Source organism: Nocardia sp. Marseille-Q1738 (assembly GCF_965283145.1).
The window spans coordinates 47,856-67,818 of the sequence record NZ_CBDIMS010000006.1 but is presented as its reverse complement, the minus strand read 5'-3'; the positions used below and the strand labels follow the sequence as shown (position 1 = coordinate 67,818).

The following is a 19,963-nucleotide window of genomic DNA, read 5'->3' as shown; positions in this document are numbered from 1 at the left end:
GCGGCTACAGCCTGATCCGTGTCGAATAGGTAGATGCGGGCCCTGCCCTTCATGATGGTGGCCATGTCCGGTGAACCCCTGAGTGTGTCTCTTGATGAGCTGCGCAGAGCATTCGATGTACTGCTGCGCCATGTCGAGGAGGCAACGGCGGGCGAGGCCATTGCTGTGGACGAGGACTACTTTTGGTCCATCCCTCCAGATGAGCTGTACGACGTCTATAACAAGCCGGCCAATCTGACGATCGGTCAGCTCTCCGAGTCCTGGCAGCATCTGAAAGATCTGCTCGCCGATCAGGATGGAGCGTTGGGGTACCACCTGGTGTGGCTGGCCGATGTCCTGCGAGCTATCGGCCAGCGCATCCACTGAAACGCCTATCCGGGTCGAGGCGCCAAGGCCTGATCCGGCGCGCAACTCTGCCGGATCGGGCTTCGGTTCCGGCGCCCCTGGCCTCGGTGCCTACACCTTTTCGAACGTCCACTTGGTCCGCTCGTTTTCTTGGTGGACCGCCAGCTGCGGCTTATCCCCCCACACGCCGATGACCCATTCGTCGTCGTTTGTGGCGATCAGTGACGTCGAAGAGAAATCGATGATGTCCCACCCGAAACTCTCGGCGCCGCACAGAAGTTGCCCATTCGCCCGGATCGCTGCGAGATGGCCGCCTGTTTTCTTGTTGACGATGTCGTAGTCACCCTGTTCTGGATTGGCCACACGCATCCAGAGTTGTGCATCATCGTTCGCGGCACGCTGCTGCATGCTCACGTCGTCTGCTCCGCTGTTGACCGCGAGTGCTTCGCCGGTCGCATAGTTGATGATCTGGTACATGGTAGCCATGGTCTCGTCCTCACTGTTTGAGCGCACCGCTACCGAGCTCGACACCGCCGGTGACGCTGCGCTGATCTCGTAGTCGTCGTCCAGGGCGAATCTCCGAGATCAAGTACAGCAGAAGCGCACCTACACCGAAGTGGATTTCACACATCGGCTGGGTGCGGGGGAACGGTGTCGACGATGACGAGTTCGGCGCCCCGGAATTCGCCCGAAATGGGTGAACAAAGTCTCGCGGACTCGTGGGCTCGAACGGCTTATATCGGTGCGCGGCTGGTAGATCGATCCGGGGCGGATTGTTGTCGGTACCGTCTGCGAGCCTGGCAGGGTGGCAACGACAGCATCGCCGAGGTGTCGCGGCGAATTCGAGGGGCATATCACAGTGGGCGCCGCGGCGGCCCAGGTGCGACTGGCCGCACTGGTATCGGCCTTGACCGCAGCACGCTACGAAACACTTTCGCTGAAACGGGAATTCGTCGTCCACGACACAGACGAATCGATCGATGCCGGATGGATCGCCGAGGAAGGCGTGGCATGACAGGCCCGCTCGAAAGCCGGGGCGAAGCAAGCCTTCTGTGCGACTGGACCACTGAGGAGACATGGCTGGCGAGCCGTCGCGAGGCGATCGACCACGTACTTGCCGCTGTCGCGGAGTCCGAATGGTCGCACTGTTTCGCGCTGCGCGGCAGCGTGCTGATGAAGGTGTGGTTCGGCGATCGGGCCCGGGAACCGGGCGATCTGGATTTTGTGGTGCTGCGCGAGCGGCTACCCATCGGTGAGGTGCACCTCGACGAACTACCCCTGGATGTGGCTCGGCGCGCGGCGGCCCGCTCACGCGAACCCGGCAGCACGGTGTGGATCGATATCAAGATCGTCGACTTGGAGCTGCCGGGGTACTGGGCATATGACGCCATCGGCGCCGGCTGGACGGTCTTGCCGGGATGGGGATTGCTGCTCTCATGGCAGGGAAACGGGCACGTGGGCACCATTCAGGTGGACTTCGCAGTGGAGGCGCCGATAGGCGAGGCGCCGCTGCGCGTCGAGATCCCCCGACTCGGGCGACCCGGCGCACCCGTCTCCCTTCATGCGTTCGGACAGCCGACGTCTCTGGCCTGGAAGGTCCTGTGGATCGCCGTCGACGCGCAAAGTGCCGGCAGTGCTCGAGCCAAGCATCTCTATGACGCGGTTCTGCTGGCAGAGCAGTGCGCGTTACCGCGCGACCTACTGGAACGGGCCGTGGCCACAGTGCAGGGAGATCCAGACGACGACGAATACGACGGGGACCCGGACGAACTGACCTACCCGACCCTGGATTCCATGATCCGGGCCGCCAACGATGTCGACTGGAATGCGTTTGCCAGATCCCACCCCCACCTGATCAACGCCCACGACGAGTACGTGTGGCGTTTCGCGATCGCCCTCGCATCAGTTGTCGACGACAGTGACACGCTCTATCCCAGACTTCTCGAACACTGTGTCCACGAACTGGCGGCAGCGCGCGCCGCGCGAGCGGCGGGTGGCATGCCAGCTGTCGAACGCGCGCTGGCCGAATCCCATTGTTCCGCGGTCGTCAACTTGTCGTCGTCCGGGAGCTACTCGGTCGCGCCGATTGCTCATTACTGGACGCGGCCGCGCACGTTGCTGCCGTGAACTCCACGACGGATTCGGACGAATTGCATCGCATTGCCGCCGGACTGGCCCCGTACGCGCCATGATCGAGCGTTTCGGCGTATCAGACCGACACGATGAGATTCGGTAGACGGCGGGTGCCTGCGGCCAGTTCGAAGGACAGATCGCCGTAGCCGAGTGAGAGTTCGGCTAGTTGTTGCCATACGTAATGGATGTGCGGCTGCTGTGTGTCACGGTGCAGTGCGGTGTGGGCGAATACGGAGTATTTGGCGAGGCGGTCGATCACCGCGCCGATCGTTTCGGTGTGCATATACGCCGCGCCCATTGCCTGCGGCAATGCGGACGCGACCCAGCGGTCGATGTGTCGAGTGAGCCTTGTGCGATGGTGGTCGATTTCCTGGCGTCCTGCGTACGGGGTGTCCAAGCGTGCTTCGTGGAGTGCGGCGAGTTCGTACGCTGCCTCCAGGATCGGGTGCGGCTGACGAATGCTGCCCGTGCATGCCTCGAGCACAAGGTGTTTCGAAGGCAGGAGCTGCCCGCTGCCGGTCACCGCTCGCTCCCTTCGTCCGACGCGATGTCACGGGCCAGAGCGCTGAGCCCGTCGAGGACCTGTTGGAACGTCTGCGCTTTCGGCATGCCGTCAGGACGTGCGCCGTGGTCGCTGTTATCGGCAGGAAAGGAGATCCCGCGCAAGTAGGCCCGTTCGCGTGGGCTCAATTCCGGCGGCTTGACGCGGCCGTAGTGGACGAGGGTGCAGTACGCGACCCACTTCCATGCGCAGCGATCGATCCGGCAAGTGCGGTGCCGCTGCATTTGCCGGTGCGCCAACTCGATCTCGGCGAGTTCACAGATGCTCGGCGGGGTAACGAGGGCGATGTCGTTCATCAGGCAGCCCCCATCCCGAGGCCCGAAGCCGAACGCGCCCAAGTGCCTTGCGGGGAAACGGTTTCCAAGTCATAGCCTTCGTCGCAGATCAGCGCGGGCTGGTTGTTCACGTGTTCCAGATCGAACACGACGATGATCTCGACGCCGAGCCCGGCGGCCATGCCGAGGGCGTATCGGACCGGATCACGATCGTCGGCTGGCGGACGGACCGTGTACACGTACTGGTATCCCAGCGTGCGGGCATGCCGCTGCACCTCGTTGGCGTGACGCGGTGCGTGCAGTCCGGACACGTCACCGCGCACGAGCCCAATGGCCTTCGGCTGGAGGGTCATTGGTGGCGCAATGGTGTCGGTGGGCGGTGGTTTGATGATGTGGGTGTAGGTCATGGTTCCCCCGGAACTCGGTCGATGGGTTGGTTCGTTAGGCGTCCGGGCAACCGGCACGAACTCGCTACACCTGTGGCTTGGTTTCCTGGGACGCCAGCCTGGGGATAGCTGAAGCTGTTGTGGCTCCCGCAAGGTGGGAGTTGGGCTACGAACTTGCGTTGTCACTCGAACGCCGGGACGAAGCACACCACCAGTGACCGATCGGTTTCAGGGAAATCGGATGTCCGACAGCAATTCATCCGAAACTGCACGTAGTCATCCGACAGTGCAGTAGAACTGACCCGATTTTGTGTGTGATCCGATCCGATTCCGCGACGAAGGGGAGGCCATGACCAGCGGCATGGACGACGACACCATCGAAACCGGACCAAGTTCGACACTACCGAGGCGCCAGCTCGGGCGTTTTCTGCGCGAGGGCCGGGAAGCAAGCGGGTTCACCCTCGCCGCTGCGGCCAAGCTGGTCGACCTATCCCCACCCGCCCTGCAACGCATCGAGACCGGCCAAACTCAGAAGGTCCGCAAGCAAGACGTCCGCGCTCTGTGCGAGCTCTATGGCGTCAGTTCGGAAGATACTCAGAGGGCGATGGACCTTGCGGCTCTTGCCAAGACACAGAGTTGGTATCACGCCTATGGAGGCCTGTACTCCACCGCCTTCAACATGTATGTCGGGCTCGAAGCGGCTGCGCGACACATGGTCATTTACCATGAGCACGTCCCGGGGCTGTTGCAGACAGCCGACTATGCGCGCGCGATCATCAGCGCGTACCCGAGATTCGTCAGCGGTGACGATGTTGATCGACGAGTAGAGCACAGGCTCAAGCGGCAAGCGATCGTTACCCGCAAGACAAATCCCGTAGAGTTGGAAGTCCTGCTACACGAGTCAGCGCTGCACAAGGTGGTCGGTAGCCGGAGGATTATGGCAGCACAGCATCGGCACCTCGCGGAGATTTCGAAGTTGGACAACGTCACGTTGCGGATCCACCCGTATGACGCTGGCTTGACCTGGGGTATGCCGCACGGCCCGTTTCACATCCTGGATTTCCCCAAGAATGCCAACGGACTGCCAGTTGAGCCGCCGATCGTCTGGATGGAGGGAGCTCCAGCGCCGGATGTATACCTCGAGAAGCCTGGTGAGATAGAACTCTATCGCGATCTTGCTTCGGCCATTCGAAGCACGTGCCTGGACGACAGAAGAACCCGGGAGCTGATTCGCCGGGTGACGAAGGAGTATGAGCGTGACCAGCGTTGACCTATCCGAAGCCAACTGGTTCAAGAGCAGGCGCAGCGAAAGTGGATCGACATGTGTCGAGGTCGCATGGCTGTCAGGGGGCAAGGTCGGGGTCCGCGACTCCAAGAACCCGGGTCCGGCGCTGATCTTCACGCCCGGCGAGTGGGATGCCTTCACAGCGGGCGTCATCGACGGCGAATTCCATCGTCCAGCCTGACAAAGGAGTACGAGCATGAGCGTCGACGTTGCCGGAGCCCCATGGTTCAAGAGCAGTTACAGCGGTAGCCAGAGCGATTGCGTCGAGGTAGCGTGGCTGTCTGCCAGCAAGGTCGGTGTCCGTGACTCCAAGTACCCGACCGGTCCGGCGCTGGTCTTCACGCCCGGCGAGTGGGATGCCTTCATGGCGGGCGTCATCGGTGGCGAGTTCCACCGCCCCGCTTAACGGCCCGCTGGTAACCTGAGACGGCAGAGACCCCAGTCCGTGCGGACCGGGGTCTCCTTCTGTTTGTCCGATCGAACCGGCTCATCACGATGGTGCCGTGCCTGATATGAAGGTCCGAGTGGAACGCAAGAAGTTGCTGGAGCCGACCCTGACGGAGTTGCCGCACGGGCCACATGGCCTTGCTCGTGATCTGGTGACCGGCTCGCAGCGGCAGCGGCTTCTGTACGGGGTGACGGTCGTCGTCGCGGATCGCGGCTATCCAAACGTGACGGTCGCGGATATCGCTGCGGCGGCGAAGGTTTCGCGTCGGACGTTCTACCAGCACTTCCCGGACAAGGAAGCGTGCTTTCTCGCCGCGGCCGAGGCGGGCCGGGATCTGATGATCGAGCATCTCGAGCATGTGATGAGGCAGGTGTGGTCCGAACCGGTGGAGCCGTTCGAGGCTCTTCGGCACGGTATTCGCGAATATCTCACTCTGTTGCGTGACGAACCGTCGTTCGCCCGCTCGTTCTATCTGGAGACCGCCGTGGCCGGTTCGCGCGCGATCGAGTCGTTCGAACGATGCCAGCGCTGGTTTGCCGGATTCATCCGATCGTGGCGTGCAGCGGCAGGACTCGTCGATCCATCGGTCCCGGACTACGCGTATCTGGCGGTGACCGATGCGACCAACGAGGCCGTCCGCCGAACCCTCCGTGCCGGGGGAGACTTGCTCGAACTCGAGGACACCGTGCTGTACATCCACCGCGCGCTGCTCGGTTTGGCAACGTCTGCCGCCTAAGGCCTGTTCCGATCATGACTTGAACCCCGATCTCGGCCGACGACTGCGTTGGGTTCGAGGCCGAACCGGCGGGCGGCCAGCGCGATCGCTCGACCCCGTCGAGCCGATCCCTAGCGGTGAGCGCCGGGATTGGCGACCTCGTCCGGGATCGACGGGTTCGGGGTGATCTTGCGGCCGTCCGAGCCGAGGGTGTAGGTGATGACCACCGGACCGCCCGAGGGGCAGCAGTTGGCATCGTTGCCGGTCAGCCAGCGATAGCGCACCTCGACACCGCGGTCGGAGGAGCCGGCCACGCTCGTGTACGACGTCGCCTTCAGCGTCGCGGTGCCGAGATACCCGTCGTGGTTGAAGAACAGCACATGGTAGGGCGAGCTGGCCGTGCCGCGCGGCGTCGCGGCGAGCACCCAGAGCAGCTGCGGGCAGGAGCCGACCGGCGCGTCGGTGGCGCTGTCGATGATGTACGGGTCACCGCCCACCGAGGGGCCGATCGATGTGATCGCGCTGTTGACCACGCCCGAGTTCAGGTCGACGCACCTGCCTTTACCTGCGGTGGCAGGGGCGTCATCGGCCTGCGTGCGCGTCGTCACCGGCGGCCGCTGCGCCGGTGTGTCCTGCGTCGAGTCCGAACCAGTCGGTGCGGCGGTGGCGGACGCGGTGGCTGGACCCGATGTGCCGGGCGTCGGCTGTCCGGTCGCCGATGGCGTCGCGGTGCTCTGGCATCCCGCGACCGCGCCGGTCACCAAGATCGCCGCGAAAACCGTGCCGATGATACTTCTCATTCGAATTTCCTCCCGAATCGGCTCTGCTGGGAAGGTCGGATTCGGGAGGGTTGCTGTTACGCCCCGAATTCTAGGAGCGTTGCTCCGGCATCGCGCGAAAGGCCGCCGCTGCCAAGGAAATTGCCGAGACCGATCCATTCGCTGCTCGAGTGCCCGCGCCACGATGTCGTGCCGGGCCGAGTCCCGGGCCCAGTTCTCCAGCACCGGTGGCAGTTCCGCCACCACTTTTGCAACACGGCCCGGTGCTCTCGGTGAACGTTCGTGGTCAACGCACTAGGGTCCGACTTCATCGCCTGGCCCGGTGAGGTCGCAGGAAGCATCGTCGCCGGTGTTGCCGCCTTCGGAGACGATCCTCGCGAAGACCTTCGCGCAGTTGGCCACGGCGGCACCGGATGTGTTCCCCGTGATGGTGGAGTTTCGCAATATCACGGTGCCCACCGGAACGTCGACCACGTCTGTCACCTGACGCGGCAGGGTGTCGAGGTAAGCGGGCGCCACGTTGATGCCGCCGCCCGCGTCCGAGGCACTGTTCCCGGTGATGGTCGCACGATCGAAGGTCACCACGCCCCGGCCCCGGACGTCTACGCCGCCGCCGCGTCCGGCGAATCCGCCAGGGCGGTACCACGCTCCGGGATTGACCACGTGGTTGTCGGAGATCGTGGAGTCGGTGAAGGAGCAGGTGTTGTCGCACCGCACGCCGCCCGCCTCGCCGGATGTATTGCCGGTGATGGTCGTATTCCTCGTCTGTAGGTCCGACCCCGGCACGTTGAATATCCCGCCGCCGTACCCGGCGCTGTTACCCCGGACCACGACATCATCGAGTACGAGGTTCGAGGAATTGGATATGCCGCCTCCACCGGTGTCGTAGAACGGGATCTCGTGTTGGGCGGTGACTCCGCCGGTCACGGTCAATCCCTCGACGGTTACGGGCGCGGAGATGCTGAGCACCCTGTCGATCCCGTTGGCGTCCAGCACTGTCCGGTCACGGCCCGCGCCACGCAGCACCGTCGGCGCGGTGAGGTTCAGGTCTCCCGTGGTCGGATCTGGGTTGCGGCCCTGAACTTTCCGTGGATCGGGAGGGATCGTCAAGATGTACCGTCCCTCGGGCACCACGACTGTGCTCCCTGGCCGGGCATTGGCAGTCTGAACTGCCGCGCGCAGTGTGCAGGTGCCAGCGACCGTACGGCACAGCCCGCTTTGCGGATCATCCGCGACCCCGTCTACCGTGGTGTCCACAGTGATCACCACTGGAGAATCCCGACGGGGTGCGTTGTCGGCGTGGGCCGTTCCGGCGAATGCGCTTGTTGTTCCAACGATCAGGGCTGTGATGGCGACGGTGCGCGCCGCCGTGGCAGATGTGCTCGTCCTCATGAAGTCTCTGATCCAATTCACGAACATGGAGTCGGGTACGATCGCGTATAAGTGGGGTACGCGAGCGTCTACAACTATGCCGCAGAGTGGCGCCCTTGGGGGCGTTTCCGGGAATCCGCTTGGCAGTTGGCGATTCGCCGCAATCCGTGAGGCGCGGCCGAGATCGGATCGGTCCCGCGACGCGTGCGACTCGAGGACGTGAAAGACAGGCTCGAGCCGCTGCACGAGTCGTGTCGATCTTGCGCCGTGATGCCGAGGACGGCCGGGCAGTCCAGAGTGGACAGCCAGGTTCGAACATTCGCTCATGACGCTGGGCGGGGGCCGCGGTAGAAGCCCGTCGCCGGGCATTCGAGAGGCCGGTGGCTGCACTGCATTCTCGGGATGTCGTCGTCAGGCCAACTGGCGGATCAGCCTTTCGATGCCGTCTCCGGTCACCTGGTCGAGCGTGGCGGTGCGGCCGGTGATCAGTAGCAGGATGGCTGTGATGGGTCCGCGGATTTCGCTGCCGTTGCCGTATTCCCAGTCGACGTCGTTTGCGATCAGGTGGATTCCGTCCAGGCGGTGGCGGTCCCACACCGGCCACCCGACCTGTACGGCCCGGTCGGCCGCCGCGGCCGCCGCGGCGGGCGGGATGGTGATGCTGCGACCGAGCGGGATAGCGATGTCCTGGCCGTGGACCATGGTGTCGAACAGGATGTTGCGGTAGTTGGTCAGTTTCGGCAACCGTCGCGAGGCCGCGTTCACGCGGATTTGCGTAACCAGCTCGGACGCTGGGCGATTCGCGTGCCGGATGGTCAGGTCATGGATGAACCGGTTGTAGTCGCCGCGGGCTCGCAGCCCGATGCCGAGCAGCACGGCCGGTGATGGCGGATCCGGTGTCACTGCGATATGGGCGGCCACTTCACGGATGCGCCAGCCCGCGCACAGCGATGGCGTCTCCCATTGCTGTGGTGTCAGATCGGCGAGCAGATCGGCGATCGCACGGCGCTGCTGCTCGATGATCTGCCAACAGGTTTCGCGATCCACGGCAACCACTCCCTATCGACGGTGGCGGCCGATGTCGGTACCAGAACGGGCGTGCGGGCCACCCTGTGTGAGTTTAGTAAGATGCGCTGACTAGTGTGGTCAGTTTCTCTTACTAAGTCAAGGGGTGAGATGTCCGAGGACGAGATGAACGCAGGCCTGCTGATGTTCGTCGCCTATCGATCCATGGAGGAGCGAGTCTTCGCCGCGCTCGCCGAGGCCGGCTACGGCGATATCAGTGTGGCTCAAGGCCGTTTGGCGGCCAGGATCGCGCCGCAGGGTAGCCGGATTACCGAGTTGGCCGAGCAGGCGCAGGTCACCAAGCAGACCGCCGGTTTCCTGGTCGATCAGCTCGAACGTGCGGGCTATGTCGAACGAATGCCGGACCCGCGCGACGGTCGCGCCCGCCTGGTGCGTCTGTCGGAACGGGGACGCGGGATGGCCGACTACGCCAACGAGATCGCCGACAACATCCAGGGCGAGTGGGCCGCGCATCTCGGTGCACGACGCATGCGGAACCTGCGCGAGGCTCTGACCCGGCTGAGAGAGATCACCGACCCCTACGCCTGATCGATGTGCCGATCGGGAGCGCGTTCTGCGGATGCCCTGCCGAATTCATGTGTCACGCAGAGCTTGTCGGCGTGAAGTTGGTCGAATCGGGTTGGTCGCCGATCGTCTCACCCCTTGACATTTAGTCAGATAGGCTGACAATAATAGTCAGAGACACTGACTTCTATTGGTTGGGGGAATCCACTGTTTGCCCGGTCCCGGCGGCACCGGACCGACTGACCATCCCTTGATTTCACCTGGGTCCCGGCCCGCTTGGCCGGCCGGATGCCCACAGTCCACTGACGCCGACCAACGGTCCCGATTACCGGGTATGACCTGCCCGATTTGTCGGCGGTGGTCGGTCGCTGGTGAGTCTGCACAGCGTTGGTGTCGAGCCGTCGGAAAGGTCGACATTGATTCGCAGGAAGGGAACACCATGAAAATCACCTACCGGGCCAATGCCATTCGTCGTCTGGCCCCGATCGCCGCGGCCGTGCTGACGGTCGGCACGCTCACCGGTGGCGCGATGATCTCGGCCGCTCCGGCAGCCTCAGCACTGGCCTACGCCTGCCCGGGTGGACAGTTCTGCGGCTGGGACGGTCGCGGCGGTACGGGCAGCATGATCGTGCAGGTCGATGCGAACTGCGTGCTCCACGACATCGGAAACGGCGGCGTCGGTGACCGTTTGACGTCGTACTGGAACCGCAGCGGCCGGACCGTGGGGTTGTACGACTGGATGGGCGATCACTGGCAGCTACTCGCATCCGTTGCCGACGGCACCCGGGGTACCCTGCCGCGCGACGCGGACAAGCGGACCGACGCGGTGCGGGTCTGCGATTGAGTCTCGCCTCCAGGTGAGTGCGAAGTGGCCCCGGGCCACTTCGCACCCGAGCCGCTTTATGAATCGTGGATGCCGAGAACGGCGAGGAAGGCGGTCGCCGCGGGCGTGCGGCTGAAGCGGCTCCAGATGACGTACTCGACGCGGGCCGGTGCGTCGGCGACCTCGATGGTGACTACGCCGGCGAGCTGGGGTGCGTAGGCGGCGGGGAGCATGGCTATGGCGAGGCCCGGCCCGACGAGTCGAGCGATGTAGTCCGCGGTGGTCACTTCGAAGGCGACGTCACGGTCGAGACCAGCGGCCGAGAATGCTTGGTCGGATTGGAGACGTCCGGCTGTCCCGGCCGGAAGGTCCACGAAGACCTCGGAAGAAAGCCTGCGAAGGTCGACCGTTGGTTGGCCGGCGAGGGGATGATCCGGCGCGACCACGGCGACGAGGCGGTCCCGGGCGAGTTCGTGGGCGGCGACACCGCGGGGGCGCGCTGTGGTCGGCAGCCCGAGGAAGGCCACGTCGATGGCTCCTTGCTCGACCTGCGCGGCGAGGTCCTCGCTCGCGCCCACACGCAGGCTGATGCGCACGTGCGGGTACCGCTGGCGGAAGTCGCGCAGTGCGCCGGGGATATCGACCGCGGCGACGGTAGGGATCAGGCCCACGGCAAGCCGTCCGCGTACCTCCCCGACAGCCGCGGCGACCTCGGCGGCCGCGCGCTCGGCGGCGTCCAGGCACTGACGGGCAGCCGGGAGAAACGCCGCACCGGCCGGTGTCAGCCGCACCCGGCGGCTGGTGCGCTCGAAAAGTTTGGCGCCGAGTTCCCGTTCCAGCCGCGCGATCTGGTGACTGAGGGCGGACTGGACGACCAGACATCGTTCGGCGGCCCGGGTGAAGCTGTTCGTCTCGGCGACGGCGACGACGTAGCGCATCTGCTGGAGCTCCATGGATCAATCGTGGATCACGATTGATGGAGTGACAAACATGTGTTGGACTCATTGATCGTTGGTCGGTGAGATGGTGAGTGTGAATAGTCCACCAGCACAGCGGGTTTCCGATGCGACCAGCCGAGGCGCTCCCGATGGAAATCTGTCTCGCGTCGCCCTGACGGCGATCGCTCCCTTGTCGTGGGGCACGACCTATGTCGTCATCACCGAGCTTCTGCCGCCGGGGCATCCCCTGTTCGCGGCGGTCATGCGGGCATTGCCCGCGGGCCTGATCGCGCTGGCGATCACCCGGATCCTGCCGCGCGGAGGATGGTGGTGGAAAGCCGCGGTGCTCGGTGTGCTGAACATCGGCCTGCTCAACGCGCTGCTGTTCATCGCGGCCGAACGCCTGCCGGGAGGTGTTGCCGCGACCCTGGCCGCGGCCCAGCCGCTCGTTGTCGCCATGCTGGCGGTGCTGGTCCTGCACGAGCAACCCTCCGCCTGGCGCCTCGCCTGGGGAGTCACCGGCGTGGCCGGTGTCGGCTTGGTGGTGATCGGGCCGACCGCGGCGCTCGACCTGACCGGGATCGTGGCGGGCCTGGGCAGCGCGGCCTCGATGGCGCTCGGGTTGACGCTCACCAAGCGCTGGGGTCGTCCTGTCGAGGCCACTCCTACCGCTTTCGCCGGTTGGCAGCTCGCCGCGGGAGGTCTGTTCCTGGTGCCGGTCACCTTTCTCGTCGAGGGGCCGCCTCCCGCGATCGACCTGACCGCGGCCCTCGGCTACCTCTGGCTGGGTCTGGTCGGCGGCCTCATCGCCTATGTCCTCTGGTTCCGCGGCATCGGCACTTTGCCCGTCACCTCGGTCGCGGTTCTCGTCCTGCTCTCGCCGCTGGTCGCCGCCGTTCTCGGCGCGCTCCTGCTCGGCCAGACCCTCGGCCCGATCCAACTGGCGGGGTTCGGGCTCGCGCTCGCCGCGATCGTCGCGGGACAGCTTCCCGCGCCCACCCGCTCGTCCGACTCTGTTTCACCTGAAGGGAGACTCGAATGAAGATCGCCGTCGTCGGCGCCAATGGCATGGTCGGCTCACGCGTCGTCAACGAAGCCGCACGCCGGGGCCATGACCTCATCGCGGTATTCCGGAAACAGCAGCCTGCAGCCCTGCCCCTGGGCGTGACCGCCGTCGAGGGCGACGCGAACGACCCCGACCACATGAGCAGACTGTTCGACGGTGCCGACGCGATCGTGGCCGTGACGCGCCCCGGCCCCGGGCAGGAGCACACCGTCACCACGACCACGACGGCCCTGCTGGACGCGGCCGCGACTTCCCGGACGCGCATCCTGGTGGTCGGCGGCGCGGCCCCGCTGCACGTCCCGGGGCGCCCCGGCCAGCTCGTTCTCGACACCCCCGAGTACGTGCCGCCGACGATCCGAACCATCGCCGCCGCCAGCGCCGCGCAACTGGACGCCTGCCGAGCACACCCGGCCGACTGGGTCTATCTCAGCCCGCCCGCCCTCTTGGAGCCCGGACGCCGTACCGGCGAATACCGCCGCGGCACAACCACACTCATCACCGGCGCCGACGGCGCGTCCCGAATCTCGGCCGAAGACTTCGCTGTGGCCGTTCTCGACGAACTCGAGAATCCACGCGAGGACAAACACTTCACCGTCGGTTACTAGGCCCGATGCCGACTTCTGAGCTGCAACCGGAATCAGATGAGTGCCAGCAGGCGCGGCAAACATGACGGCGGAGGGAACCATGAGATGAAACGAGTCCTCGGTATCGCCGCCGTGCTCGCCTGTCTCGGCGTTATGGCGCTGGTACCCGCGGACCCGGCGGCGGAGCGCCGTCCGGCATTACCCACCACGATCGAGCTCCCGGCCGGGTTCCAGCCTGAGGGTATTGCGATCGGGTCGCTGCCGGTGGCCTACTTCGGCTCGCGGGCAGACGGCTCCATCTACCGCGCCAGCCTGGTGACCGGGCAGGGCGCCATCCTGAGTCCCGGACCGGGTACGCCGTCGCTCGGGCTCGATGTCGACCACCGCGGCCGGCTGTTCGTCGCGGGCGGCACCGGAGGCGACGCCCGCGTGGTGGACACCGGAACGGGAGCGGTGCTGGCGAGCTACCGGCTCGCGACGCCGCCGGATACGTTCGTCAACGACGTGGTGCTCACGTCCACGGGCGCGTGGTTCACCGACTCGCGCACGCCCGTGCTGTACCAGCTGCCCCTCGGCCCCGACGGTGCGCTGCCGCCGCCCGTCGCGGTGGTGCGACGCCCGCTGACCGGCGACATCGTCTACCAGCCCGAAGCGATCAACGCCAACGGGATCGTGCCCACGCCGGACGGCGCCGGTCTGATCATCGTCCAGTCGGTGACCGGCCAGCTGTTCCGCGTCGACCCGGCGACGGGCGCGACACAGCAGGTCGATCTCGGCGCCGAGACGGTGCCGGGCGGTGACGGACTGCTATTGCACGGCAGCACGCTGTATGTCGTGCAGAACCGGCTCAACGCGATCACCGTGGTCACGCTCAACCACGCGGGCACGAACGGCACGGTCGAGCGGCGCGTCACCGACCCGCGCTTCGACGTACCGACGACCGTCGCGGCGTCCGGCGATCATCTGTACCTGCCGAACGCCCGCTTCACCACCCCGCCCGCGCCGACCACGCCGTACAACGCCGTCATGGTCGATCGACCCCAGCCGCATTCGCCCAAATAACCGGTGAGCTTGTGCCGCAGCGCTTGGCGGTGCGCGTCGCCGGGGCCGATCACCTGGAATCTCGGTCCGAGACCAGCGAGTTCCCGCTATCGAGGGAGGCCGAAGTCCGACTCTGGGCCGACGTGGGTGGGCATGGATTTCCGTACCGTCGAAATCCTCCGGCAGGTTGGGCTCCTACTTCTCGCACAGTGAGCGCCCTGTCCATCACGCGCATCATTTGTCAGGAGGATCAGTGCTTTCCGCCTTCCTACCGGCTTTCCGGATCCCGGACCTACGGCGGAAGATTCTTCTCACGCTGGGCCTGCTCGCGCTGTATCGCCTCGGCGCGACGCTTCCGTCACCCGGTGTCGACTACAAGTCGGTTCGCGCCTGCATCGACATCGTCTCCGGCGGTGACTCCGCTGGCATCTACCAGCTCATCGATCTCTTCTCCGGCGGTGCGATGCTGCAGCTGTCGGTCTTCGCGATCGGCATCGTGCCTTACATCACCGCGAGCATCATCACTCAGCTGCTCACCGTCGTCATCCCGCGGTTCGAGGAGCTGCGGAAGGAAGGCCGATCCGGCCAAGCCACGATCACCCAGTACACCCGCTATCTCGCGATCGCGCTGGCGGTCCTGCAAGCGTCGACATTGGTGGCGCTGGCCGGGCGTGGACAGTTGCTGCGCGGCTGCCCCGAGGACATCTTGGCCGACACCTCGCTGTTCGGCATGGTCATCATCGTGCTGGTGATGACCGCGGGTGCGGCGCTGGTCATGTGGTTCGGCGAGCTGGTGACCGAGGGGGGTATCGGCAACGGTATGTCGCTGCTGATCTTCGCGGGTATCGCGGCTCAACTTCCGAGCCAAGGCACATCGATTCTGGACAGTCAGGGCGGGCTGGTCTTCGCCGGAGTATGCGTCGCGATGTTCCTCATGGTCGTGGGCGTGATCTTCGTCGAGCAGGGTCAGCGGCGGATCCCGGTGCAGTACGCCAAGCGCGTGGTGGGACGGAAGATGTACGGCGGCTCCTCGACCTACCTGCCGTTGAAGGTGAACCAGGCGGGCGTCATCCCGGTCATCTTCGCGTCGTCGCTGCTGTATCTGCCCAACCTCGTGGCGCAGCTGACCTCGTCGCAGAACGATCCGGATCCGAGCTGGTGGCAGGACATCATCCAGAAATACCTGGTGAATCCGAGCAACCCGGTCTACATCGCGATCTACTTCGGTCTGATCGTGTTCTTCACCTACTTCTACGTCGCGATCACCTTCAACCCGGAGGAGCGCGCCGACGAGATGAAGAAATTCGGCGGCTTCATCCCCGGCTATCGGCCCGGTAAGCCGACCGCGGATTACCTGGCCCAGGTCCTCAGCCGGATCACCTTGCCCGGCTCCATCTACCTCGGCGCTGTCGCGGTATTGCCGACCCTGCTGCCGCACTTCGACGCCGCCGGTCCGACGCAGAGCCTCGCGTTCGGCGGTACCTCGGTGCTGATCATGGTGAGCGTCGGTCTGGACACGATCAAACAGATCGAGAGCCAGTTGATGAACAAGAACTACACCGGGTTTCTACGCTGAACGAGATCTATTGCCGACAGTGGAATTCCGCCCCGGCAGTGGTCACTCCATTGGGGGAGCTCGGATACTCCCGATTGCCTATGTACGCGGACGGCCGCTGAATCTACGGTCGGAGGTCATGGCCACAACCACATCGACTCGCCCCCTGCTTCGGGTGGCGTCGTCGCTCGTGCTCGCGATCACCGCCACGATGCTGTCGGTGGGTTGCGCGCACGCCGACACCCCGATCGCCGGCCGTATCGACACGATGGAGTGCGACCCGCGCGGATCGGAAGCCTCGATACCGGAAACACCCGGCACAGTCGAGGAACGTCAGCCCGCGGAGCACACCCGACCCGCGGATCTATCGCCGGTCGGCATCGTGGCCGCTACGCAGCGCTCGATGATTTCGGTCTTGCTCGCCAACGATCACACAGTGTTTCGTTCCGGCCTACGAGCAGTGATCGGCGCCCACCCGGACATCGAATGCGTCGCGGAGGTCGGCGACGGCGGCGCCGCCATAAGGGAAATGGAGCGGCTACAACCCGACGTCGCCATCCTGGACCTGGACATGCCCGGTCTCGACGACTCGGCTGCCATGGAAACGGTCGCGGCACTCGGTAGCTCTACCCAGATCCTTACCCTCGCCACCTGCGACTCCGATGAGAACCTCTACCGTGCACTGTGCCTCGGCACGAGCGGGTTTCTCACCAAAACGCTGTCGTCCCAGGATCTGATTTCGGCCATCCGGATCGCGGCGCGGGGCGACGCCCTGATCGATCCGCGCCTGACGCGCCGCCTGCTCGCGCGGCTCACCAACGGAAACGAACCATTCCCCGCCGCACCGGAAGTCGAGACGCTCACCGCCCGCGAACATCAGGTCCTGCTTCTGATTGCCAAGGCATACACGAACCCGGAGATCGCCCGCGCCCTCGGGGTGGGCGAGCAGACGGTCAAAACCCATGTATCCAACGTGCTCGCCAAACTCGGTGTCCGCGATCGCGTGCAGGCGGTTGTTTATGCCTACACCCGCCGCCTCGTTCCCCGGGAATCGAATCCCGCACTCGAGGGCGGGCCACAAGGGCTTTACATCAGCCAAAGGAACAATACGCGTCTGCTGGGCGGGTGATGATCCACGCTGCCGGACGCGGCGTATGCGGAGCGAGAGGGACATCGCCGGTGCGGTGCTCGGGAACGAAGATGTTGGATGCCCGGGGAATCGACTCGTCGCACGTCGGGTCGCTACCATTCCGCTGTGCGGCGGTTGGGGAGGTTCGGCGAGCGGGTGAGCCGCAGGGTGCATCGTTCGGCGTTGTTGCTGGCGGTGCTGTTGGCGGTAGTCGGTGGACTGCTGATCGCCGGGATCGTCTGGTGGCTGCTGTGGTATTTCCTCGGGGCGAGGGCGGAGACGCCGAATCAGGTGGATCTCACCAAGATCGCATTGACGGTGACCGCGGGAGTCGGCGGTGCCGTCGCGCTCGTGGTGTCCTATCGCAGGCAGCGCGATCAGGAGCGCGCACGCTTCGCGGAGCTGTTCGGTGCGGCGGCAAAGCAGCTCGGTGATCCGGATGTGGCGGTGCGGATCGCCGGGGTGTACGCGATGGCCGGTGTCGCCGATGAATTCGGTGCACCCGGCAGGCGGCAGCAGTGCATCGATGTGCTGTGTGGATACCTGCGCCTGCCGTACGAACCTGATGCCGGGGCCAATCACTTGGTATCCCGGTCCGAGACCATCGAGCGCGACGGCGTGGAGGTGGAGCGGCGCTATCAATTCCGGCAGAACGACCGCGAAGTGCGCCGCGCCATCGTCGACGTGATCGCCGCCCACGTTCGCCCGTCGGCGGAAATATCGTGGTCGGACCGTGATTTCGACTTCGCCGACGCGGTATTGGAGGACGCCGATTTCCGATATGCGGTGTTCTCGGGAGAGCGCACGTATTTCGCGCGGGCGGTGTTCACCGGATCTCGCGCCACCACATTCGAATTCGCCAAGTTCACCGGTCGGTATGTTTCATTCCGTGACACGGTCTTCCGCGGCGCGAAAACACTGTTGGACGATGTCACATTCGCGCCGACGGACTCCACACGTACCGAGTTACGCGGAGCCGGACTCAAGTTCGACGGGGCGATCTTCAGTTCACCGGTCTCGTTCCACCGGTCGGTTTTCCGCGGCTCGGCGGTCCGGTTTCATGGCGCGACATTCCGCGGTGAGCGCACGTCGTTCGCCGAAGCCAGGTTCCTCGCCGATCGTGTCGAGTTCGGCGCCGCGACCTTCGAGGGAGCGCACGTTGTCTTCGACGGTGCGGTATTCGGCGGATCGCACACCGATATCAGCGCGGCCCTGTTCCACGCCGCGTCCACCTCTTTCGCGCAGGCATCCTTCGGCCATTCGGGTGGACGGTTGCGCCGCGGCAGCGCTACCGGCAGCGTCCGCTTCGACGGCGCCGAATTCCACGGCGATGTCTCGTTCGCCGACGCGCGGCTCGGGGGGCGGGAGGTGAGCTTCCGAACAGCCGACTTCTTCGGCGCCATCACCTTCGCGGGCACCCGATTCGAAGCCAGGGAGGTGCGCTTCGACCGCCCGAAGGCATGGGTCGGTGTCACGTTCGACTGGGACGGACAGGCCGGCGGCAAACCGGCGAGCGTCAAACCCGACGAGTGGCCGCCCGCTCCCGCCGAACCCCAGCCCGCACCGTCGGGATGATCATTCTGCGCCGCCGGTCTCCGATAGCGCCCGCGCCTCGGTCGAGCAGCGTACGGGACTAGCAGTTGCCGCCCTCGTAGCGCAGCGCGTTCTCCGAGCGGCAGATCTCCTCGATCCCGGACATGATGTCGCGCAGCAGTTCCGACCCCAGCGCGGCGGTCCGAAGGCGGCAGGTGAAGGTGATCAGGCCGTGGTCTTCGGGGGACAGGCCGCGGGCGGCCGATTCGGCGCGGAGGTTGCGGGAGCGCACGCCATAGGTCATCGCGGAGATGACGGTGAAGCAGCCGGTGCGTTCCCGGTGTCCGGAGAACAGGTCGTGCAGGCGGTAGAACACCGACGTATAGCTCGACAGCGGCGCGAAAACGCCTACCCGGTACGCCGGGCCACGCTCGGATGAGCTGAGGGCCGTGTCGGCAAGATACTCGGCGTCGCGCAGCGTCTGCACTTTCGGTGCGAACAGCACCGCGCCCGCGGCCGCGTGGCGCACCGGCATGCCCGCTTTACCGGGTGTCGCCGAGGCGATGGCGCCCAGCGATTTCCGCGCCCGCGACCCGACCTCGCGGCGGGCTCGCAGTCCTCTGGTGGGCGCGGTGGGGTACAGGCTCGACCACTGTCCGAAGCGGACGGTGCCCAGCTGCACGTGGCCGGTGCCGACCGGACGCGCCACCTTCAGCGGCGCCGTGTCGACCCAGCGGCCGACCTGGAGTTCGGCGTTGCCCGGCCGCGCGATCTCGGCGTAGGCGTGCTCGACGAACGCATCGAAATCGAGGAACCGGTCGGCGGAGGTGGTCAGCCAGGTGCGGTCCTTGTCGACCTCGATCGCGTCCAGGGTGAGCGCGGTGATGATGCCCGCGCGCCCGCCTCCGCCGAGAATGCGCTGGAATCGATCGGTGTGGTGGTTGCGCCCGCACGTGCCGATGCGCCCGTCGATGTCGACGTACTCCAGATCGACGATCTGATCGATGAACAGGCCGTACTTGTGCGAAGCCGCGCTGACGCCGCCGACCGAGGCGAAGCCGCCCGCGGTGATGTCGCGGTGGTCGCCGACGATGGGCAGACCGAGCCCGTGCGCGCCGAGCCTGCGGTCGATGTCGGAGAGCTTGGCGCCCGCCTGCACCCGGACGGTGCGCCTGCCCAGGTTGATGTCCAGCACCTGGTTCATCCGGCGCAGCGACACCACGGTCGGCTGGGCGGGCAGCGTGAGCCCCTCATCGACCAGCTCGCCGCCGCGCACCATCAACTGTTGCGTTCGCCCCCGTGAATCCCGCACCGTGCGAACGACATCAGCGGTATCGCGGGGGAGATATTCTTCCGCGTTGGAGACAATGTGCGGCGTGCTCATGGCACGAAAGCTAACCACAGC

General features: G+C 65.5%; 24 protein-coding genes and 1 pseudogene. 15 read left to right on the top strand and 10 right to left on the bottom strand.

Going from position 1 to position 19,963, the window contains the following annotated elements:
• Positions 1-33: 33 nt before the first annotated feature.
• A complete protein-coding gene (locus ACWPXK_RS21990) occupies positions 34-366 on the top strand; it encodes a hypothetical protein (protein ID WP_454198064.1) in 333 nt (110 codons plus the stop codon).
• A 90-nt stretch (positions 367-456) separates the two neighbouring features.
• Here ACWPXK_RS21990 and ACWPXK_RS21985 read toward each other — a convergent pair whose 3' ends face one another.
• The gene (locus ACWPXK_RS21985; RefSeq protein WP_454198063.1) at positions 457-822 is read right to left on the bottom strand and encodes an RICIN domain-containing protein; all 366 of its coding nucleotides are present in this window, start codon (positions 820-822) and stop codon (positions 457-459) included.
• A 382-nt stretch (positions 823-1,204) separates the two neighbouring features.
• Here ACWPXK_RS21985 and ACWPXK_RS21980 point away from each other — a divergent pair, with 382 nt between their 5' ends.
• Complete coding sequence (locus ACWPXK_RS21980) at positions 1,205-1,360, top strand: hypothetical protein (RefSeq protein WP_454198062.1); 156 nt, start codon at positions 1,205-1,207, stop codon at positions 1,358-1,360.
• Entirely contained in the window at positions 1,357-2,472 is a 1,116-nt protein-coding gene (locus tag ACWPXK_RS21975) for a nucleotidyl transferase AbiEii/AbiGii toxin family protein (protein WP_454198061.1), read from the top strand. The genes ACWPXK_RS21980 and ACWPXK_RS21975 overlap by 4 nt, the downstream gene beginning before the upstream one ends.
• An 82-nt stretch (positions 2,473-2,554) precedes the next feature.
• Here the strand turns inward: ACWPXK_RS21975 and ACWPXK_RS21970 are convergent, their stop codons facing one another.
• Genes ACWPXK_RS21970 through ACWPXK_RS21960 form a run of 3 tightly spaced genes read right to left on the bottom strand, consistent with a single transcriptional unit; the run spans position 2,555 to position 3,722 of the window.
• Positions 2,555-3,001, bottom strand: a complete 447-nt coding sequence (locus tag ACWPXK_RS21970) for a DUF4254 domain-containing protein (RefSeq protein ID WP_454198060.1) — start codon at positions 2,999-3,001, stop codon at positions 2,555-2,557.
• Positions 2,998-3,336, bottom strand: coding sequence for a hypothetical protein (locus tag ACWPXK_RS21965; protein ID WP_454198059.1), 339 nt, complete (start codon positions 3,334-3,336; stop codon positions 2,998-3,000). The genes ACWPXK_RS21970 and ACWPXK_RS21965 overlap by 4 nt, the downstream gene beginning before the upstream one ends.
• Positions 3,336-3,722 (bottom strand): hypothetical protein, encoded by a 387-nt coding sequence (locus ACWPXK_RS21960; RefSeq protein WP_454198058.1) that lies wholly within the window; start codon positions 3,720-3,722, stop codon positions 3,336-3,338. The genes ACWPXK_RS21965 and ACWPXK_RS21960 overlap by 1 nt, the downstream gene beginning before the upstream one ends.
• A 328-nt stretch (positions 3,723-4,050) precedes the next feature.
• Between ACWPXK_RS21960 and ACWPXK_RS21955 the strand changes: the two genes are divergently transcribed.
• The 4 genes from ACWPXK_RS21955 (at position 4,051) to ACWPXK_RS21940 (ending at position 6,170) form a co-directional block, all read left to right on the top strand.
• On the top strand, positions 4,051-4,971 hold the full coding sequence (locus ACWPXK_RS21955) for a helix-turn-helix domain-containing protein (protein ID WP_454198057.1): 921 nt from the start codon (positions 4,051-4,053) through the stop codon (positions 4,969-4,971).
• A complete protein-coding gene (locus tag ACWPXK_RS21950; protein ID WP_454198056.1) occupies positions 4,958-5,167 on the top strand; it encodes a DUF397 domain-containing protein in 210 nt (69 codons plus the stop codon). The genes ACWPXK_RS21955 and ACWPXK_RS21950 overlap by 14 nt, the downstream gene beginning before the upstream one ends.
• A 15-nt stretch (positions 5,168-5,182) precedes the next feature.
• Positions 5,183-5,392 carry a DUF397 domain-containing protein gene (locus tag ACWPXK_RS21945; protein WP_454198055.1) on the top strand — a complete coding sequence of 70 codons (210 nt, stop codon included), beginning with the start codon at positions 5,183-5,185 and terminating at the stop codon, positions 5,390-5,392.
• A gap of 106 nt (positions 5,393-5,498) precedes the next feature.
• Positions 5,499-6,170, top strand: a complete 672-nt coding sequence (locus ACWPXK_RS21940) for a TetR/AcrR family transcriptional regulator (RefSeq protein ID WP_454198349.1) — start codon at positions 5,499-5,501, stop codon at positions 6,168-6,170.
• A 110-nt stretch (positions 6,171-6,280) separates the two neighbouring features.
• Here the strand turns inward: ACWPXK_RS21940 and ACWPXK_RS21935 are convergent, their stop codons facing one another.
• The 4 genes and pseudogenes from ACWPXK_RS21935 to ACWPXK_RS21920 all read right to left on the bottom strand — a co-directional run bounded on the left by ACWPXK_RS21935 (position 6,281) and on the right by ACWPXK_RS21920 (position 9,346).
• A complete protein-coding gene (locus tag ACWPXK_RS21935) occupies positions 6,281-6,949 on the bottom strand; it encodes an LppP/LprE family lipoprotein (protein WP_454198054.1) in 669 nt (222 codons plus the stop codon).
• Positions 6,950-7,222: 273 nt separating this feature from the next.
• Positions 7,223-8,038, bottom strand: coding sequence for a hypothetical protein (locus tag ACWPXK_RS21930; RefSeq protein WP_454198360.1), 816 nt, complete (start codon positions 8,036-8,038; stop codon positions 7,223-7,225).
• Positions 8,039-8,095: 57 nt separating this feature from the next.
• Positions 8,096-8,320 (bottom strand): annotated as a pseudogene (locus ACWPXK_RS21925) (hypothetical protein); the annotation flags it as partial.
• 390 nt (positions 8,321-8,710) lie between these two features.
• Complete coding sequence (locus ACWPXK_RS21920; RefSeq protein ID WP_454198053.1) at positions 8,711-9,346, bottom strand: maleylpyruvate isomerase family mycothiol-dependent enzyme; 636 nt, start codon at positions 9,344-9,346, stop codon at positions 8,711-8,713.
• A 129-nt stretch (positions 9,347-9,475) separates the two neighbouring features.
• Here ACWPXK_RS21920 and ACWPXK_RS21915 point away from each other — a divergent pair, with 129 nt between their 5' ends.
• Together ACWPXK_RS21915 and ACWPXK_RS21910 are read left to right on the top strand one after the other, a co-directional pair.
• Positions 9,476-9,913: a MarR family winged helix-turn-helix transcriptional regulator gene (locus ACWPXK_RS21915; RefSeq protein WP_454198052.1), complete on the top strand. Its 438-nt coding sequence runs from the start codon at positions 9,476-9,478 to the stop codon at positions 9,911-9,913.
• A 415-nt stretch (positions 9,914-10,328) separates the two neighbouring features.
• The gene (locus ACWPXK_RS21910) at positions 10,329-10,733 is read left to right on the top strand and encodes a peptidase inhibitor family I36 protein (protein ID WP_454198051.1); all 405 of its coding nucleotides are present in this window, start codon (positions 10,329-10,331) and stop codon (positions 10,731-10,733) included.
• Positions 10,734-10,789: 56 nt separating this feature from the next.
• Here ACWPXK_RS21910 and ACWPXK_RS21905 read toward each other — a convergent pair whose 3' ends face one another.
• Entirely contained in the window at positions 10,790-11,665 is an 876-nt protein-coding gene (locus tag ACWPXK_RS21905) for a LysR family transcriptional regulator (protein ID WP_454198050.1), read from the bottom strand.
• Between the two features lie 70 nt (positions 11,666-11,735).
• On the opposite strand from ACWPXK_RS21905, the gene ACWPXK_RS21900 reads away from it, so the two are divergent.
• The 6 genes from ACWPXK_RS21900 to ACWPXK_RS21875 all read left to right on the top strand — a co-directional run bounded on the left by ACWPXK_RS21900 (position 11,736) and on the right by ACWPXK_RS21875 (position 18,600).
• Positions 11,736-12,692: an EamA family transporter gene (locus tag ACWPXK_RS21900; protein ID WP_454198049.1), complete on the top strand. Its 957-nt coding sequence runs from the start codon at positions 11,736-11,738 to the stop codon at positions 12,690-12,692.
• Positions 12,689-13,321, top strand: a complete 633-nt coding sequence (locus ACWPXK_RS21895; protein ID WP_454198048.1) for an NAD(P)-dependent oxidoreductase — start codon at positions 12,689-12,691, stop codon at positions 13,319-13,321. Before ACWPXK_RS21900 ends, ACWPXK_RS21895 begins: the two co-directional genes overlap by 4 nt.
• 84 nt (positions 13,322-13,405) lie before the next feature.
• Positions 13,406-14,362, top strand: coding sequence for an SMP-30/gluconolactonase/LRE family protein (locus ACWPXK_RS21890; RefSeq protein WP_454198047.1), 957 nt, complete (start codon positions 13,406-13,408; stop codon positions 14,360-14,362).
• A gap of 232 nt (positions 14,363-14,594) precedes the next feature.
• Positions 14,595-15,917, top strand: a complete 1,323-nt coding sequence (secY, locus tag ACWPXK_RS21885) for a preprotein translocase subunit SecY (protein ID WP_454198046.1) — start codon at positions 14,595-14,597, stop codon at positions 15,915-15,917.
• 154 nt (positions 15,918-16,071) lie between these two features.
• Positions 16,072-17,025 carry a LuxR C-terminal-related transcriptional regulator gene (locus ACWPXK_RS21880; protein ID WP_454198045.1) on the top strand — a complete coding sequence of 318 codons (954 nt, stop codon included), beginning with the start codon at positions 16,072-16,074 and terminating at the stop codon, positions 17,023-17,025.
• 126 nt (positions 17,026-17,151) lie between these two features.
• The gene (locus ACWPXK_RS21875) at positions 17,152-18,600 is read left to right on the top strand and encodes a pentapeptide repeat-containing protein (protein WP_454198044.1); all 1,449 of its coding nucleotides are present in this window, start codon (positions 17,152-17,154) and stop codon (positions 18,598-18,600) included.
• A gap of 58 nt (positions 18,601-18,658) precedes the next feature.
• On the opposite strand, the gene ACWPXK_RS21870 is transcribed toward ACWPXK_RS21875, so the two are convergent.
• On the bottom strand, positions 18,659-19,942 hold the full coding sequence (locus tag ACWPXK_RS21870; RefSeq protein ID WP_454198043.1) for an FAD-binding oxidoreductase: 1,284 nt from the start codon (positions 19,940-19,942) through the stop codon (positions 18,659-18,661).
• Positions 19,943-19,963: the final 21 nt, after the last annotated feature.